The sequence below is a fragment of the Runella sp. genome, from assembly GCF_027484545.1.
Lineage (GTDB): Bacteria > Bacteroidota > Bacteroidia > Cytophagales > Spirosomataceae > Runella.
Window position 1 is genome coordinate 34,565 of sequence record NZ_JAIXST010000338.1, and the last position, 17,664, is coordinate 52,228.

At 43.2% G+C, this 17,664-nt stretch carries 12 protein-coding genes and 1 pseudogene; 7 read left to right on the plus strand and 6 right to left on the minus strand.

Annotated features, from left to right (window positions below; genetic code table 11):
- Positions 1–100: 100 nt before the first annotated feature.
- Positions 101–1,294 (minus strand): sorbosone dehydrogenase family protein, encoded by a 1,194-nt coding sequence (locus tag Q0081_RS30210; protein WP_298362423.1) that lies wholly within the window; start codon positions 1,292–1,294, stop codon positions 101–103.
- A 149-nt stretch (positions 1,295–1,443) separates the two neighbouring features.
- On the opposite strand from Q0081_RS30210, the gene Q0081_RS30215 reads away from it, so the two are divergent.
- The 5 genes from Q0081_RS30215 (at position 1,444) to Q0081_RS30235 (ending at position 7,777) form a co-directional block, all read left to right on the plus strand.
- Positions 1,444–2,574 carry an NAD(P)/FAD-dependent oxidoreductase gene (locus tag Q0081_RS30215; protein WP_310586547.1) on the plus strand — a complete coding sequence of 377 codons (1,131 nt, stop codon included), beginning with the start codon at positions 1,444–1,446 and terminating at the stop codon, positions 2,572–2,574.
- A 67-nt stretch (positions 2,575–2,641) separates the two neighbouring features.
- Positions 2,642–3,418, plus strand: a complete 777-nt coding sequence (locus tag Q0081_RS30220; RefSeq protein WP_298362425.1) for an ABC transporter ATP-binding protein — start codon at positions 2,642–2,644, stop codon at positions 3,416–3,418.
- A gap of 120 nt (positions 3,419–3,538) precedes the next feature.
- A complete protein-coding gene (locus Q0081_RS30225) occupies positions 3,539–5,206 on the plus strand; it encodes a hypothetical protein (protein WP_298362427.1) in 1,668 nt (555 codons plus the stop codon).
- 178 nt (positions 5,207–5,384) lie between these two features.
- Positions 5,385–6,374 carry a formylglycine-generating enzyme family protein gene (locus tag Q0081_RS30230; protein WP_298362430.1) on the plus strand — a complete coding sequence of 330 codons (990 nt, stop codon included), beginning with the start codon at positions 5,385–5,387 and terminating at the stop codon, positions 6,372–6,374.
- 56 nt (positions 6,375–6,430) lie between these two features.
- On the plus strand, positions 6,431–7,777 hold the full coding sequence (locus Q0081_RS30235; protein ID WP_298362433.1) for a Gfo/Idh/MocA family protein: 1,347 nt from the start codon (positions 6,431–6,433) through the stop codon (positions 7,775–7,777).
- Between the two features lie 149 nt (positions 7,778–7,926).
- Here the strand turns inward: Q0081_RS30235 and Q0081_RS30240 are convergent, their stop codons facing one another.
- From Q0081_RS30240 to sufB, 3 genes are all read right to left on the minus strand, one after another.
- Positions 7,927–11,697 carry a putative Ig domain-containing protein gene (locus Q0081_RS30240; RefSeq protein WP_298362436.1) on the minus strand — a complete coding sequence of 1,257 codons (3,771 nt, stop codon included), beginning with the start codon at positions 11,695–11,697 and terminating at the stop codon, positions 7,927–7,929.
- 241 nt (positions 11,698–11,938) lie between these two features.
- Entirely contained in the window at positions 11,939–14,245 is a 2,307-nt protein-coding gene (locus tag Q0081_RS30245; RefSeq protein WP_298362439.1) for an FdhF/YdeP family oxidoreductase, read from the minus strand.
- An 84-nt stretch (positions 14,246–14,329) separates the two neighbouring features.
- Positions 14,330–15,775: a Fe-S cluster assembly protein SufB gene (gene sufB / locus Q0081_RS30250; RefSeq protein ID WP_298362442.1), complete on the minus strand. Its 1,446-nt coding sequence runs from the start codon at positions 15,773–15,775 to the stop codon at positions 14,330–14,332.
- Positions 15,776–16,004: 229 nt separating this feature from the next.
- Here sufB and Q0081_RS30255 point away from each other — a divergent pair, with 229 nt between their 5' ends.
- On the plus strand, positions 16,005–16,223 hold the full coding sequence (locus Q0081_RS30255; protein WP_298362445.1) for a hypothetical protein: 219 nt from the start codon (positions 16,005–16,007) through the stop codon (positions 16,221–16,223).
- 17 nt (positions 16,224–16,240) lie between these two features.
- Here the strand turns inward: Q0081_RS30255 and Q0081_RS30260 are convergent, their stop codons facing one another.
- Complete coding sequence (locus Q0081_RS30260) at positions 16,241–16,600, minus strand: transposase (protein ID WP_298362449.1); 360 nt, start codon at positions 16,598–16,600, stop codon at positions 16,241–16,243.
- Positions 16,554–16,883, minus strand: coding sequence for a hypothetical protein (locus Q0081_RS30265; RefSeq protein WP_298362452.1), 330 nt, complete (start codon positions 16,881–16,883; stop codon positions 16,554–16,556). The genes Q0081_RS30260 and Q0081_RS30265 overlap by 47 nt, the downstream gene beginning before the upstream one ends.
- A 62-nt stretch (positions 16,884–16,945) precedes the next feature.
- Here Q0081_RS30265 and Q0081_RS30270 point away from each other — a divergent pair.
- Positions 16,946–17,664 (plus strand): annotated as a pseudogene (locus Q0081_RS30270) (hypothetical protein); the annotation flags it as partial.

Consider the following 17,664-nt stretch of genomic DNA (forward strand, 5'->3'; position numbering starts at 1 on the left):
CAAAGGTTAAACGGGGCCGCCTGTGCGGGTTAGTGTGTAAAGAAATTTCACCTTCATTATCAACTCATTGCAATTTATTATAGCAAGCTATTTTTCCATGCTACTTAAACTCCAATTGCTGAATTTTTCCCGTTTGGTAATTGAGCAAGTAAAGCTCACCCGCTTCATCTTCACCGAACGATGACAAAGAACCCACCAAACGCGTCAATAATGTATTAGTGGCCTGCTTCGAGGCTTCGTCATACTTTAGCGCCCAAACATTGCCGCTGACGTAATCACCATAAATGTACTGCCCCTTGATAGCCGAAAGGCGGGTGCCGTTGTACACATAACCGCCCGTAATCGAACGCCCTTCCGAAGTACCGTAGTCAAATACCGGCTCCACAAAACCCGTTCGATTACAGTTATTGTTGGGGCTATAACATACCTTGCCTTCGGCTACGCGCCACCCATAATTACCCCCTTTTTCCAAAATATCTACTTCTTCCCGCGCATTCTGGCCCACGTCGGCTATCCAAAACTTGCCCGTCGAACGGTCTTCGGTCACTTTCCAAGGATTACGAAGGCCGTAGGCATAAATTTCGGGGCGGGCATTGGCAGTTGTTTTAAAGGGATTATCGGGGGGAATGGCGTAATTAAGGCCATTTGCTTTTGAATTAACATCAATCCGAAGCATTTTCCCCAACAAACTTCCCAAATTTTGGGAGTAGTTTTGCGGATCGCCACTGGAGCCACCGTCGCCTGTTGCAATGTACAAAAAGCCATCTTTTCCAAACAAAATACTACCCCCGTTATGATTAGCATAAGGCTGGTTGAAAGTCAGCAAAATTTCTTCCGAAGCTGGGTAGCCAATGGTTTTATTGGATTGAAAACGAGAAATCACCGATTGCAATTGACCACTAAATTGCCGGGTATAGTTAACAAAAAACTGTCCGTTTGTACTAAAATTGGGATGAAAAGCAATGCCCAACAAGCCCGTTTCGCCGCCGGCCGACACCCGCGTGCTAATGTCCAGAAATGTCTCCGCTTGGGTAACGGCTGCCTCATTACGGAAAACTTTTACGAGGCCGCGTTGTTCTAACACAAACAATCGGTTGCTGCCGTCGCCCGCCGGCTTGAGTTCGACAGGGCTATTGAAACTTAAATTAGAAAAAGCGGGGGTAAGCTGCCAAGTGGCATTGGGATTGATTGTGGTCGTAGGCGGCGAATCGGAAGATGAGTTCCCGCACGACACAATCCCGCCAATTCCACTACTGACCAAAAGCACAAACAAAAACTGAAGGATAGTTTTCATGGGTCTTAAATTTAATGTGTGAAGAAAGTAAATGAAGTAGGAAATCTTTTACTTAAAAATAGTATGCCACTGCTATAACGAAAATCTTGTTGATTTTTTACATTTTAGAACCATAATTCACCTCATTTGTTCAAATTGCACCCCAAATTTTGACCCAAATACACATGACAGATGCAGTGATTATCGGAGGAGGATTGGCGGGACTCGTCAGCAGCATTGAACTGGCGCGTCGGGGGTTTTCAGTCATCGTAATCGAGCGAAAGCACTATCCCTTCCACCGCGTTTGCGGAGAGTACGTCTCTAATGAAGTACGTCCTTATTTGGAAGGTTTAGGATTAAAAATCAACGAGTTGGGTGTCAAAGAAATACAGCGCTTTTGCTTTACTTCACCTTCGGGTCGTGTCTTGGAAACTGATTTAGATTTGGGTGGTTTTGGCATAAGTCGTTACAAACTGGATTATGCACTGTACGAATTAGCCCAAAAAGTCGGGGTGAAGTTTGTGTTGGGGGAAACCGTAGAAAGTGTCGAGTTCGCAAGTGAAGAGTGTCGAATTAAAACAAGCAACAAACTTGATTTTTCAGCCAAAATCGTTTTGGGTTCCTTTGGCAAAAATTCCAAAATGGACAAAGCACTCGACCGCGATTTTACCCATAAAAAATCGCCGTATGTAGGGGTTAAGTATCATATTCGTACCGATTTTCCACAAGATTTAATTGCTCTGCACAATTTCAAAGATGGCTACTGCGGCATCTCAGCCATTGAAGAAGATAAATATTGCTTATGCTACCTTACCACGCGCGATAATGTCCGAAAACACGGCAGCATCTCCGAAATGGAAAAAAATGTTTTGTGGAAAAACCCTCACCTCCACCGTATTTTCAACAAGTCAGAGTTTTTGTACGAGCGTCCCGAAGTCATCAATGAGTTTTCATTTTCTCCCAAAAAGACAGTTGAAAACCATATCCTGATGGTGGGTGATGCCGCAGGGCTGATTACGCCTTTGTGCGGAAACGGCATGGCCATTGCTATTCACGGCGGGAAAATCGCCGCTGAATTAACTGCCGATTTTCTCCACCAAAAAATCAATCGTCAACAATTGGAAGATTCTTACCAACAACTCTGGAAAGATGAATTTTCCGTTCGTCTGTGGATTGGACGTACCGTACAGCGATTGTTTGGCGATGAGTGGCTCTCCGAATTGGCACTCAGCAGCTTTTCCTTAGCCAAACCCTTGTTGCGGTTTGTCATTAGCAAAACACATGGAAAAGTGATTACGTAACCATTCATCCAAATTTTAGTCTACAATAAAGGACATAGAAGTTTATTGCATTCAAAATCATATTTCGATGGAAAAACAACCAATTGTGAGTTTACGGGGCGTTAAAAAATACTATGGCCGCGACCTTATTTTAAAAGGAATTGATTTGGACGTCTATGCCGGCGAAATCATCGGCTATATCGGCCCCAACGGCGCAGGAAAAAGTACCACCATCAAAATTTTGATTGGAATGATTCCCGATTTTGTGGGCGAAGTTCGGGTATTGGGCTACGATATTAAGGAAGATGCCCTTGAGGTCAAAAAACGGATTGGTTACATTCCCGAAAATGCCATGCTATACGAAGTATTGACGCCCATGGAGTACCTGCTTTTTATAGGACGTCTGCACAAAATGGAGGATGCGCTCATCGAACGCCGAGCTATGGAATTACTGGAAATATTTGGTTTACAGGCTCATACCGATGTACGCATGAATACTTTCTCCAAAGGAATGCGCCAAAAAGTATTGCTCATTGCGGGACTGATTCACAATCCCGATGTCATCTTTCTCGACGAGCCACTCTCGGGTTTAGATGCCAACGCCGTAATTTTAGTCAAAGAAGTATTGGCAAAACTCAAAGCTGCGGGCAAAACCATTTTTTACAGTTCGCACATTATGGACGTCGTCGAGAAAATCTCCGACCGAATTGTGATTATCAATCAGGGAACGATTATCGCCAACGGCACTTTTGAAGAACTCAAAGCACAAGCCCAAACGGGCTCTTTGGAGAGTATTTTCCAAGGACTCACAGGCGACCACGAAAACGACCACCGCGCCGCCGACTTTTTACAAGCCTTGCGGTAATCTGTTAACCGTGTATCCGTTATCCGTTTACGGTTATCCGTAAATTCGTCATCGCACGTGCGCCCTCCGTCGTAATTCAATTCATTCGTCACTCGTCATTCGATAATTCGTCATTCCTTTATGATTAAAGCAGTTTTACGTATTCTGGACGCTACTAAAGGCTTTTTCCGCTGGCTGGGGGCTGATTATGAGATTCTTCGACACATTGTTGAACTCAAATTTATTATGCAGAACCGCCGTCCTATGGCGGCTTTTTCAAACTATAATTCTCGCAATGCCAACCAAGACCCCAACAATTCATTTTGGTGGATGGTTGGAATTTTAAGCTTTTTCGGGCTATTCATGGGGATTTTACTGTTTGTGGTTGATGTCCCCTACTATGCCTACAGCCTTCCGTTTGCCTACATCATGATTATGTCGATGATGACCTTGGTGACTGATTTTTCCACGTTATTACTTGATACAACCGATAACGCAATACTCCTCCCCCGCCCCGTCAATAGCCGTACTATTTTGCTGGCAAGGTTGGTACACATTACCACCTATGTATTGATTTTGTCCTTTGGGATTGCATTTTTCACTATCGTTTTTACGCTTTTCAAATACGGCATTATTGCTTTTTTAGCCTGCATCATTTCCGTGATTTTGTTAGCCATTTTATCGGTATTCTTCACTGCCTTGCTGTATATCTTGTTGATGAAATTTACGAGTGAAGAACGCCTCAAGGATATTATCAGTTATTTCCAAATCGCCTTTACGATGCTGGTTACGGTGGGTTATCAACTGGTTGGGCGAGTTTTTGACTGGCTTGATTTGGAAAATTTACAAACGACCGTTCAGGCCTGGCATTATGCTTTACCTCCATTGTGGATGAGCGGTGCCATGGAAATGGCCATTAAGTACAACTTTTCTTTTGGGTACTTTGCCGTACTTGCCGTACTTGTGCCGTTAGCGTCATTGTGGGTATTGGTTCGATTTTTAGCGCCTGGTTACAATGAAAAAATTGCTCAATTGGGTACGGGTGACGGAGGTGGTGCAGAAAAAACAGTCAATCAAAAGCGGCACGGATTTGTAAGTTGGTTGGCTTCCAAAGTCACTTCAACCCCGCTTGAAAAAGCAACTTTTGAATTATCCTGGAAAGTCACCTCACGCGACCGGCGCTTTAAAATGCGTACGTACCCAAGCCTTGGTTCGCTTATCCCTATGGTATTTATTCTGGGCAAAAACATCTTCGACCCTTCTGAGTGGCAAAATCTATCGGGTGGTTATTCCTTTTTACTGATTGCTTACATGGGTCATATTATCAGTGCCACGTTTCACAGTCAAACTATTTTCAGTGAAGATTTTAAAGCTGCCTGGGTCTATTTTGCTACCCCTAACGACTCCCCGCGCGATGTTGTGATGGGCAATATCAAGGCCGTTTTATTGAAATTTTATACGCCTTTTTATCTCTTAATTTCGGGTTTTATCCTGTTCATTTGGGGGCCAAAAGCCGTGGATGATCTGGTTTTGGCCTATCTGATGTCGTGGTGTCTGACCTTCTTTGAAATCATCAGCAGTTCCCATCTTAAACTGCCTTTTGCCAAAAGCCCCGCCGAACAAAAAGAAGCGGGCCAAAGTATGCAAATTCTGGTTTTTCTTCTTTTGTTACCCCTGTGTGGCTTCGGGCATTGGGGGCTTACCTTTATCCCTTATGCCCTACCGGTGGCTTGCGTTTTTGCCTTCTTTTTAGCCCGAATGTTATACCAAAGATACGATAAATTGACTTGGGAAAAATTTGACCTTTAATGACAATTGATAACTCAAAACAGTAAAATTTCCTTCTAAATCCTCATTCCAAAAGGATACAGTCCTATTTTTGGCAAACAAATTGCAGATTCTTGCCTTATCCAATCAAGAAAATGGTTGGTTTACGGTATATTTCGCACTGTAATTACTTTTCTAATCATTTCCATTATTAAAATCAATGCAGTTTTTCAAAAAAGTCCTCTTTTTTTGTGTAATCTGCGGGTCGACAATAGCCCAGCAGAAGCTTGAAAATTATACGCAGTCCATCTCTGGCAGCGATGTGAAGTACGATTTAGTAGCGATTCAGGGCGGCGAATTTACGATGGGCAGCCCCGCCAAAGAAAAAGGCCGTAAAGAAGATGAAGGCCCCCAACATAAAACAAAAGTCGAACCTTTTTGGATGGGCAAGTACGAAATCACTTGGGATTTGTACGACCTGTTTACCACCAAAAACATCGAAATTGAGATGGCTAAACGCCATCCGGACCCCGAGAACAGCCTTACTAAGACCGACGGCAGTACTCGCCCAAGTCCCGCTTATGTAGACATGTCATTTGGGATGGGACGTGCGAGCTACCCGGCCATTAACATGACCCAATACGCGGCCATTTATTTTTGCAAATGGCTTTATCAAAAAACGGGTGTTTTTTATCGCCTGCCTACCGAAGCCGAATGGGAATATGCCTGCCGCGCAGGTACCACCACGGCCTATTCCTTTGGAGATGATGCGAAGCAGTTGGACGAGCACGGCTGGTACAAAAGCAACAGCGGAGCGGCGTACAAAAAAATCGGCACAAAGAAGCCTAATCCTTGGGGACTGTACGACATGCACGGCAATGTTATGGAATGGACCCTTGACCAATACGCCAAAGACTATTACGCAAAAAAAGCCAATGGCGAAGCAAAAGAAGCTTTCTTAAAAGTAACGGAACTGTATCCTACTTCCGTACGCGGCGGTTCATGGGACGACGATGCCTTGGTGTGTCGCAGTGCCTCTCGCATCCCCTCTGCGGCTGATTGGAAGATTATTGATCCCCAAAGTCCCAAAAGTGAATGGTGGATGACAAGCGCCTCCTTTGTTGGATTCAGAATTGTAAGACCCCTCAAAATCCCTTCCAAAGAAGAGATAGAGGCGTACTACAATCCACCTTTAATTGAAGATTATTAATAGTTATAAATTTTACCAATAATCCACAGTTCCCAATACATAAACCTTTTCTAAATATGGAAACCAATCGCCGAGAGTTCCTCAAAACCTCAAGCTTATTTACGGGCGGAGCACTGCTGAGCAGTCTGCCTTTTTCATCGTATGGGTATCACAACTCCAACGATGATGTTATTAAAATCGCACTCATTGGTTGCGGTGGACGCGGCACAGGTGCTGCTGCTCAGGCATTAAGCACCAAGCAAAATGTAAAGCTCGTTGCAATGGCCGATGCTTTTTCGGATCGCCTGGAGGGCGCCTACACGGCCCTGACCAAACGTAAATACAAAAATGACGCGGGAGAAGAAGTAAATGTAGCGTCTAAAATTGACGTTCCTAAGGAAAGAATGTTTGTAGGTTTAGAAGCTTACAAGCAGGCAATTGCTTTGGCCGATGTCGTTATTTTGGCTACGCCTCCCGGTTTCCGCCCTTGGCATTTTGAAGAAGCCGTTAAACAGAACAAGCACATATTCATGGAAAAACCTGTAGCGACGGATGGACCGGGTGTGCGTAAAGTATTGGAGGTTGCCGAAGAAGCCAAACGCAAAAAATTGAACGTAGTAGTAGGTCTTCAACGCCACTATCAGCGCAATTACCGTGAAGCGATGGATCGCATCCACGACGGCAAAATCGGTGATATTGTGGGCGGAAGTGTATACTGGGTTTCCGGTGGCGTATGGAATAATCCACGCAAACCGGGTCAAACCGAAATGGAATACCAAATGCGTAACTGGTACTATTTCAACTGGTTGTGCGGTGACCATATTACAGAACAACACATTCACAACATCGACGTAGCCAACTGGGTAAAACAGGGGTATCCTACCGAAGCCCGCGGCACAGGCGGACGCCAGGTTCGTACCGGAAAAGAGTTCGGCGAAATTTTTGACCACCACATTGTAGATTTCACCTACGGCGACGGAGCCATCATCAATAGCCAATGCCGCCACTACGAAGGAACCTACAGTATTGTAGATGAGAAGTTTTTGGGAACCAAAGGCCGTATCGACAGCTTTAACGGTAACAATACAGTATTAAAAGCCTATAAAGGCGGCAAGGTATTATACGCTCACGAAGGAAAAGGTGACAGAAACCCTTATCAAGTAGAGCATGACGAATTGTTTGAAACCATTGCCAAAGGCGAATACAAATTTGCTGATGCTGAAAACGGCGCTAAAAGTACGCTGACTTCCATCATGGGACGGATGGCTACTTACTCAGGTAAAGTCATTAAATGGGAAGAAGCTCTTAATTCAAATATCAGTCTGTTCCCCGAAAAATTAGCTTGGGATGCCCTTCCTAAGTTATTACCGGGCGCAGATGGCTACTATCCCGTAGCTGTACCGGGCAAGACCATTGTAGTATAGATAGCTTATTGCCGTTTTAAAGTTTAGGCGGGGCCGCCCCTGCGGTTTACTGTTTAAAAGTTTAGGGTTTACCGTTTAAAAGTTTACAGTTCAGCATTATTTAATAGTGCTAATCGTAAACTTTAAACCGTAAACCCTACTTATTTTATTTATTCCGTCTTCAGAATCTTAATTACTTTATTTGGGAAATCAGGGTTTTGAACCTGTAACAGATACATCCCTTTCGACAATTGAAGTGCTTCTAAGTTCAAATCCGCCTGCTGCTTTTCCCAATTTACGTCTCTTACCACCATACTCTGCCCCGAAAGGTTAACTACTGAGAACGTAGTAGATGCCGGTGTATACTCATTCGGGATTGCAATTTTCAATGTAGTTGCAAAAGGATTGGGATACGGCAGCCATACTCCTGTTTCCGTCGTCTCTATTTCTCCAATCCGGTTGCTGTTTGTACTCACCAGTTCAAACTGAATCGTACTTTCTCCCGCCGATTGGTTATTTCTAATTCCCTTTACTTTCAACGTATAGATACCCGGCACAGAACTAAAGCCTCCATTGTCATCAAATAACCCAAAAGGAGAGCCATTATCCGTATAATTGGCAACTGTAGGACCGGTCATTGTAAATTCAATACGATTAACCGCAGGACTCGCCTCGACGAAAATGTTAATAAACGTTGGAATGGACGATACAGGTATTTTATCATTATTTCGCACAGTCCGTACAAAAGCACGGGAAGACGACCCACCTGCCTTGAATAAACTAAAGGCAAAATCAGTAGCTATGGCTGATGGATTTATTACTTTAATAACAAAATAATCTTCTACGGATGCTCCCTGATTATCAACGGCTCTAACCGTAACCGTATAATTCCCGACCATAGTTGGTGTACCCGTTACTTTTCCTCCCTGAAATACCAGTCCGGGTGGCAGATTTCTGACAAAAATTCCATACAATGAACCGTCCCTATCTCGAAATGTACTGATTGGAATCTCTAAGCTGAAGGGTTGACCCACAGTGGCATTTTGATCTGCAATAGGGTTTACTACAACCGGTGGAACGTTATTGTTGGGTAAACTTATCGTTATCAGAAAAGCAGTATCTGTAAATGCTCCTACAGCATCATACCCGCGTACCGTCACTTTAAATTCTCCTGCAACAGTTGGTATCCCAAAAATCACTCCGTTGTTAATGTTTAATCCTGTTGGCAAATTTAATACTTCAGTCCGGACAGCACTTCCTTCAGGGTCACGAAATATAGTTGTAGGCAGCGTATACGTAAACGATACTCCAACCTTTCCTAATTGATTGGGAATAGCAGTATCAACCACCGGCGGTAAATTTGCCAATGTTTCTTTTACCACTAACCGGAAGGGCGTTTCTCCCCAAGCACCTTCATTGTCAACAGCCCTTATGAGAATTCGATAATCTCCTGCTACGGTAGCTTTTCCCGTAAGTTTTCCATTTAAAAGGCTTATTCCTGAAGGTGTATTCTGAGCAACAATACGTACTACATACCCATCAACGTCCTTAAAAAGACTAACGGGAATATTGTACTCATAAGCTTGTTGCACAATAATCGTTTGGTCCGGTATAACCAATGTAGCAACAGGGCTTTGATTTACAGCCGTTACTTTTAACACAAATTGTGTTTTAACAGACGCATTTTCATTATCAAATGCCTCAACCGTAACTGTAAAATCCCCTGCTTGGGTAGGAGTTCCGTTCATTTGCCAACCATTTGCTTTTATCCCCGCCGGGAGTCCCGTAAATACCAAACGTGCGATTTGTCCATCTTTATCCTGAAATGTATTAGCCGGAACCTGATAATTATATGAACTGCTCGTTGTAGTCTGTTGGTCAGCTATTTGGCTAACAACTACTGGAGCCTGATTGATGCGTTGTTTAACAACTACAAAATTAAACACCGTTCGCCCAATCATATTGGTGACGGTAATTGTAGTGGAATTATACGATTCAAGTACCAACTCATAACTACCCACCTTGAGAGTAGTCCCGCCATCATCTCCGTATAGAGCAAAGGGAGCATCCGTTTCAGTTCTTGTTTGAGTGATTGCTCCTGAAAGTTTCATTGCTACGGCTTTAGCTGAAGCATCGGGTGTGGCGAAAAAATTAACGGCGAAGCCAAGTGCATCGATATTCAAGGTATCCTTATTTTTAAGAGCACGAATGAGCGTTCGGCTCAAAAAATTACCCGCTTTATACAATGAAAGCCCTGCTTCCTTTTGAGGAACTACCTTGAGCGTAAAAGTTGTACTCGTTGAGGCATCGTATAAATCTGTTGCTTTCACCGTTACCACATAATTTCCTATTAACGCGGTATTTCCTTTGATGGTATTTTTATCCAGGAATAATCCGACAGGAAGCCCTGTCACTTCATAAAACTCAATGGTGCCATCCGGATCCTGAAACGTATTATCGGGAATCGGATACAAAGCATCAATACCAGAAGTTACACTGTAATCTTTAAGTGGATTTTTGATAATGGGGGGTTGGTTCACCTCGGGCTCTCCCAAAAGATCTTCAATCAATTTGATTTCCACGGGGCCAGACGCTTTCTTCTCTTCCCATCGACTCACATATCCTGGAAGATAATACCCGCTTGTCCGCACTAATTCTGAGAGCTTTACCACCATTTTTTGCACAGTCACGACGGGTGTCATGGGCTTTTTGAGCCAATTATTCAGCACCGATTTAATACTCGGTGCAAACCAGTCAATGTCACCAGTGCTGTTAGCCACAATATTGACCAATTTGCATCCTCCTTCAAAATGTTGATTGAGCATTACTTCCATTCCATACTGCGACATACCCGGTTCACGAAAAGCTTCGTTCATAATCCACTTATCTGCTCCCATGCTTCCTCTCAATACATCAGCGCTGAAAAAGTGATTATAAAATTGAGAATCATTGATTTTTGTGCCGTCAGTAGTACGGGCTAAATCTTTAAAAGCAAACGTACCGCGACGAAAACTCAACCCATCGTGTACCGAGCCAAAATCGTTAACTACTTTGTATTCACTATTAACACCTTTGGCAGTACGGCTTACTCCATCCAAAAAATTCTTCAACATCGTATGCCGATAAATATACCAATCTGACCATCTTTTGTTTTCGGGGTGAGGGTAATCGGTAGTGACAGGCTGAATATCCTTTATTTTACTGTAGTCTGATTTCCACGTATCATTAATAGTTTTGAGATTACCATAACGTGTTTGAAGCCAATCTCTAAAGCCCGTTAACATGGAAGGAGCAATATCATAAAGTGATACATAAGAATTTCCAAAACCCAAGCCTCCGTCTGGTTCGTAACCTTCATAGTGATAGCCGGCTTCCTGTGTTGTTGTTGTTGTTGCCGCCAAACATAAGATACGACCTTCCTGCTGATAGGGCTGATAGCGCTCACAAACCTCTTTTACAAAACCCAGCGCTTTGTCGACCGCAGGCTGATAGGACATACTGAAAATATCCTTTAAAGTACGCCCCTGCTGATCTTTTGCCGCTTCGCTTTCGGGCCAAAACCCTTCCGAACGATTACAACAGCGGGCCAAATGAATCCGAAGAAAGATTTTAAGTCCTAACTCTTTACAGAGTTGAATTTGATTGTCAAATTGTTGCCAATTGGCTGAAGTGCTTGTCTTTTCATGCACAACATCCCATCTGACAGTTATCATGGCAGCATTACAACCCTGTTTAGCCGCTTCACGAATCACACCCAGGCCTTGCTCTGCCCCCTCGGTAGTATTGAGCAATGCCACACATAAATAACGTTGATTATCTTCGGCTAAAACAACAGTATGAGTTGAGGCAACAATGGGTAAATCAGGACTGTTTTTCGCATAGGTTTTGACAGTAGCAACCCATGCAAGCACACACAAAATTCTTGCTACACGTTTAATCATTTGGATATATTTTTGAATGAGGAGGTATCTCCACATTCAAATTAGCAAGAACCGTGCAAAAAAACCAAAAAGTTTTAAAATAGCCTTAAAATAGCCGTTTTGAAATTTTTTGGTTGCCAATCGGAATGTTAATAATGATTTAATCGGTAACAGTGTATACTAAAAACGTACTTAAGCACCGAACTTAAAGAAAGAAAATCAAATGGCACAATTTTTGCTACAACGGCAGGCGGAATTCTTATTACTCTTTTTTTACCGACTTTTTGATTTCCACAACCACTGTTTTAGAAGTAGGAGTCATGCTTCTATCGGCAAAACTGTCAATAGGAACCAAGGTATTTGTTTCGGGAAAATAAGTGGCAATACAACGTTCTGGAATTGAATATGGTACTACAATAAATCTCGGTGCTTCCCGCTCAACTCCACCGTAAAAGTTGTACAAATCAACCACCGTCCCTGCTTTTAATCCTGCCTTCTCAATGTCTTTTTCATTCATCAATACGACACGTCTTTCGTTATAGATGCCCCGATAACGGTCACTGAGACCATAAATCGTGGTATTGAATTGGTCATGGCTTCGTATGGTCATCATCAGGTATTCCTTATCCGACAATTTAAAAGGAACGTAGTGATTCACACTAAATCGCGCTTTTCCAATGGAAGTTTTAAAATTTCCATCCCGCGCTCCGTTCGGCAAATAAAATCCTCCAAGAATACGGACGCGTTCGTTGTAACGTTCAAACCCGGGGATCGTTTTTTCAATCGCTTCGCGAATATGGTCGTAATTGAGAAGTAGCTTATCCCAGTTCACTTTCGATTTTGTGCCCAACGTGGCATTTGCCAATCGTCTGACAATGTCGGGTTCGCTCAAAAGTTGGTCCGAGACGGGCTGCAGCTTTCCTTTCGATTGATGAACCACCCCCATCGAATTTTCAACACTGACAAACTGTACTTTCCCGTTTTGAATATCTTTATCCGTACGTCCCAAACAAGGCAAAATCAAGGCTTCTTGTCCCGTCACCAAATGACTTCGGTTGAGCTTAGTAGAAACATGTGCCGTCAAACTGCAATTTCGCAGCGCTTTTGCGGTATAAACGGTATCGGGCGTAGCCGACAGAAAATTTCCGCCCATCGCAAAAAAGACCGTTGCTTTCCCTTCATGCATCGCCTTAATAGCATCTACGGTATTGTAGCCATGTTGGCGGGGCGGTTCAAAACCAAACTGTTTTTTCAGGCTGTCCAAAAAAGCTTTGGGCGGTTCTTCCCAAATCCCCATCGTACGGTCACCCTGCACATTGCTGTGTCCGCGTACGGGACAAGTTCCTGCGCCCGGCTTTCCAATGGAGCCTTTGAGTAACAAAAGATTGACGACTTCCCGAATATTGTCTACCGCATTTTTGTGCTGTGTCAACCCCATTGCCCAGCATACAATGATTTTTTGAGAGGAAATCACCAATTCTGCCGCTTCGTTCATTTCATCAATGGTTAATCCGCAATCTTTTGAAAGCTGTGCAACATCACAGGTTTTTAAATCTTCCAAAAGTTCTTCAACTCCTTCGGTTTTTTCCCGAATAAATTCCCAATCAAACACTCCTCCCCGTTGCTGTTCCGTATCGTACATCAATTTCAGAATTGCTTTAAAAAGAGGCACATCCCCGTTGAGGCGTACTTGAAGAAATAAATCAGAAAGTGATGTTTTTCCACCCAACAATCCTAAAGCAGTTTGAGGATTGCTGTAGGCCACCAAACCTGTCTCATGCAATGGATTGACTGACAAAATCTTAGCACCATTTTTCTTCGCTTTTTCCAAAGCCGTCAGCATTCGAGGGTGATTAGTTCCCGGATTTTGTCCTGCAATAATTATCAAGTCAGCAATGTATAAATCCTCTAATTTAACCGATCCTTTTCCAATGCCGAGCGTTTCATTGAGTGCTACGCCACTCGACTCATGGCACATATTGGAGCAATCGGGAAGATTATTTGTCCCGTATTCCCGAACAAAAAGCTGATACAGAAAAGCCGCTTCATTACTTGTTCGACCGGAGGTATAAAATATCGCCTCATTGGGCGAATTTAGTCGATTCAGATGTTGTGCTATTTTTCCAAACGCTTCTTCCCACTCAATTAGCTGATAGTGTGTTGCCTCTTTGGGCTTATACATGGGCTGGGCAATTCTCCCCTCCTGACTCAACTCATAATCACTCCAAGCACCCAACTGTTTAATGGAATGTTGAGCAAAAAACTCCGCTGTCAGGCGTTTGGTGGTTGCTTCTTCGGCTACCGCTTTTGCGCCATTTTCGCAGTATTCAGCAATGGCAGAACGCTCATCGTCGGGGTCGGGCCATGCACAACTGGGGCAGTCAAATCCATCTTTTTGATTGAGATTCAGCAAAGCTTTCATTCCACGCCCCACGTTCATTGCCCCAAACACATGCTTAGCTGAGCTTATCACTGCGGACAGTCCAACAGCTACTTCTTGAGGAGCTTCGACTTTTAATCCCGTGAAATTTTCGGGAGTCAACTCCGTATCGGCAGTTTCTTTTTTCATCCTATGTTAAACAAAAAAAAGGTGGTACGACTATTTGCTTAAAAAGTCATACCACCCTCTGTTATTACTATTTCTAACCTCTTTTTACCCTACCGACCCTTCCAAGCTTATTTCAAGCAGTTTTTGGGCTTCCACTGCAAACTCCATAGGCAATTGATTCAAGACTTCTTTCACGTAGCCATTCACAATCAATGCCACCGCCTGTTCGGTCGGAATACCGCGCTGATTACAATAAAACAATTGATCTTCTCCGATTTTTGACGTCGTAGCTTCGTGTTCTACCGTTGCGCTTGTGTTGTTTACTTCAATATAAGGAAATGTATGTGCTCCGCAGGTATCACCAATCAATAGCGAATCGCATTGCGAGAAATTACGGGCATTTTCGGCACGTTTGAATACCTGCACCAATCCACGGTACGAGTTCTGGCTTTTCCCTACGGAAATACCTTTTGATACGATACGACTCTTGGTGTTTTTACCAATGTGAATCATTTTCGTACCTGTATCAGCCTGTTGCATATTGTTGGTAACGGCCACCGAATAAAATTCCCCGATGGAGTGATCGCCTTTCAGAATCACCGAAGGATACTTCCAGGTAATAGCCGAACCGGTTTCTACCTGTGTCCACGAGATTTTTGAATAGGCTCCTTCGCAGATACCACGTTTAGTAACGAAGTTATAAATCCCGCCTTTTCCGTCTTTATCGCCTGGATACCAGTTTTGAACGGTGCTGTATTTTACTTCGGCGCGTTCGTGGGCTATGATTTCCACTACGGCTGCATGCAATTGATTTTCGTCACGCATTGGAGCCGTACACCCTTCCAGATAACTTACGTACGAACCTTCGTCGGCAATAATAAGCGTCCGCTCAAATTGCCCTGTACCGGCTGCATTGATACGAAAATAAGTCGAAAGTTCCATTGGGCAACGTACGCCTTTGGGAATATAACAAAACGAGCCGTCGGAAAATACGGCAGCATTGAGTGCTGAAAAGAAATTGTCTTTGGGAGGAACTACCGAACCGAGGTATTTTTTCACCAATTCCGGGTGTTCCTGAATGGCTTCGCTGATGGCACAAAAAATGATTCCCTGTTTTTTAAGTTCTGTTTTAAAGGTAGTAGTCACCGAAACTGAGTCAATAACAGCATCTACGGCTACTCCGGATAATCTTTTTTGTTCGTTCAATGAGATACCCAAACGTTCAAAAGTACGGCGCAATTCGGGGTCAATTTCATCCAAAGAACCTACTTCTATTTTCTGTTTAGGAGCAGAATAGTATTTAATGCCTTGGTAATCAATCGGTGGATAATGAACGTTTGGCCATTTTGGTTCGGTCATCCCCTGCCACATACGGAAAGCCTTCAAACGCCACTCCGTCATCCATTCAGGTTCATTTTTCTTTGCCGAAATCCACCGGACAGTATCCTCGGTCACACCCGGTGCAGCTTCATCGGCCTCAATGTCGGTTACGAAGCCGTACTTATATTCAGAGTTGGTAATTTCTTCTAATAATTCTACCTCTTTGCTCATCGCTATGTGTGCGGTTAATTCTATATTTTCAACAAAAATCAGGAACCTTCTGTTCTAATCGGGGTACAAATATCTTAAAAATATTCTAAATAAGGACAAAGCCGTTTTTGACAGTCTTCAGATTTTTTACCGTTTGATAAGTTTCGTATACAACCATCTTCAAAAAAACATACTGTTGCTCTGCTTACTTCAACGTTAAAACGTGTGACAACCCTTAAAACCGAAAAAAATGAATACGATATTGGTTGTTGAATCTATTCCGCTATTGCGCAGTATGTTATGTCAGCTTATTTCCAATATTCCGAACATCAATATCTCCATTGTGACTTTAGAATATGAGGCACTTGCCCCTGCCCTATCCCTGAAACCGGATTGGGTTTGGTTGGATGGAACCAATCCGCTTATCAAAAGCAGAAACTACCTTAAAAATCTTAAAAAATTAACTTAACGTGAACTTTTCAATACCTACGCAGCCATTGGGGGGCAGTACTGCCTCAATTCCAATGGTGCTGTAATCTTAACTTTGGGTTTTCTTTGGTAAAAAGAATAGGCACAGATAGCTGCCAATGAATGCGTAAAAGCATTAGTAGCTTTTCGATGCCTTGTGTGTTCAAGCTCCATTACATTTTTTTGAATACCGATTACGGTTTCAATAATGGGTCTTTTTTTAGCCATCTTTTGGGCTTGTAAAGGAATTTCTTTGACCGATTTTTTCTTTGCATTATTACGTGGTTTGGCAAAGAAATCAATCGTATTGTCATATTCGACAAAGGCTAATTTAGCCTCCGCATCGGCCTTTAGATTTGTGCGATGTAAAAATTCCAAGAAAATCATAACTTGGAACACTCTCAAAATGAGAGTAAGTCAGCACCAACAGGGTTGCCTTACCGCCTTCGGCTGAGCAAGACTCATGGATCGATTTAAGTCCCTGTTGGTTTACTGTAACACAGTACTCAGCGGGGTGGCCCGAGCCATAGAAATTCGGGTTCAAGACCGCACGGGCGGCCCCGCCATGAGCAAGGTATTGAGTGTGCGACAGCTTGCTGGCTTGAGTAAAAATAAACTCATTCAAAATTATGGAAACATTGCGGTCCGCCGCCGCGGTCATTTTTTATTGGTATTGACATTTCAAAAGCTACGCTTGATTTTGCCGTTGTTGTCGCTAACAAATTGCTGTTTCATTTTCAATCAAGCAATGATAAAAAAGGGATTGAAACATTTATCAAACAATTAAAGACTCAATGCCCTGATGCGAATTTTACCAATAGCTTGTACTGCATGGAGCATACCGCACGGGCGGCCCCGAGGTATTTACAACAATCATCTTTTGAACTTTTTACATTCAAAACAGGCAAAGATTTGACGGTCCGCCGCTGCGGCTTGAGCACCCCATTCACATCAAAGACAGCTTGGGTATGGTTCGGGGCAAGAACGATAAAGTTGATGCCCAAAGAATTGCTACTTATGCCTACAAAATCGGAGCGCCGACGCGGCCGCGATGAGGTGCGTTTATGGGTACCAAAACACGATATCATCCAAAAACTTGATAGACTCACAGCACCTCGCAATAGGCTCATCAAAGTTGGGAAAATGATGCAATCCCCCTTGACAGATTGTAAAGATTTTATTTCCAAAAAAGACCTTAGCGAGGCAAAAAAAGCCTGTCAAAGTACGATGCAAGCGCTTGATAAAGATATTAAAAAGGTCAATCGCAGCGGCGAACCGTCAAGATATTCAAAACACGATTCAGAGCGACCCTTATTTAAAAGAACCGCACGGATTGTTATGGTTATTCCAAACAATAAATCAATTCTTTTGCAAGGATATTTAGGCGGCATTTTTAATTATTGGTTCGGATTTTACAAAGTTATCCACATAAGGCCTTTGAC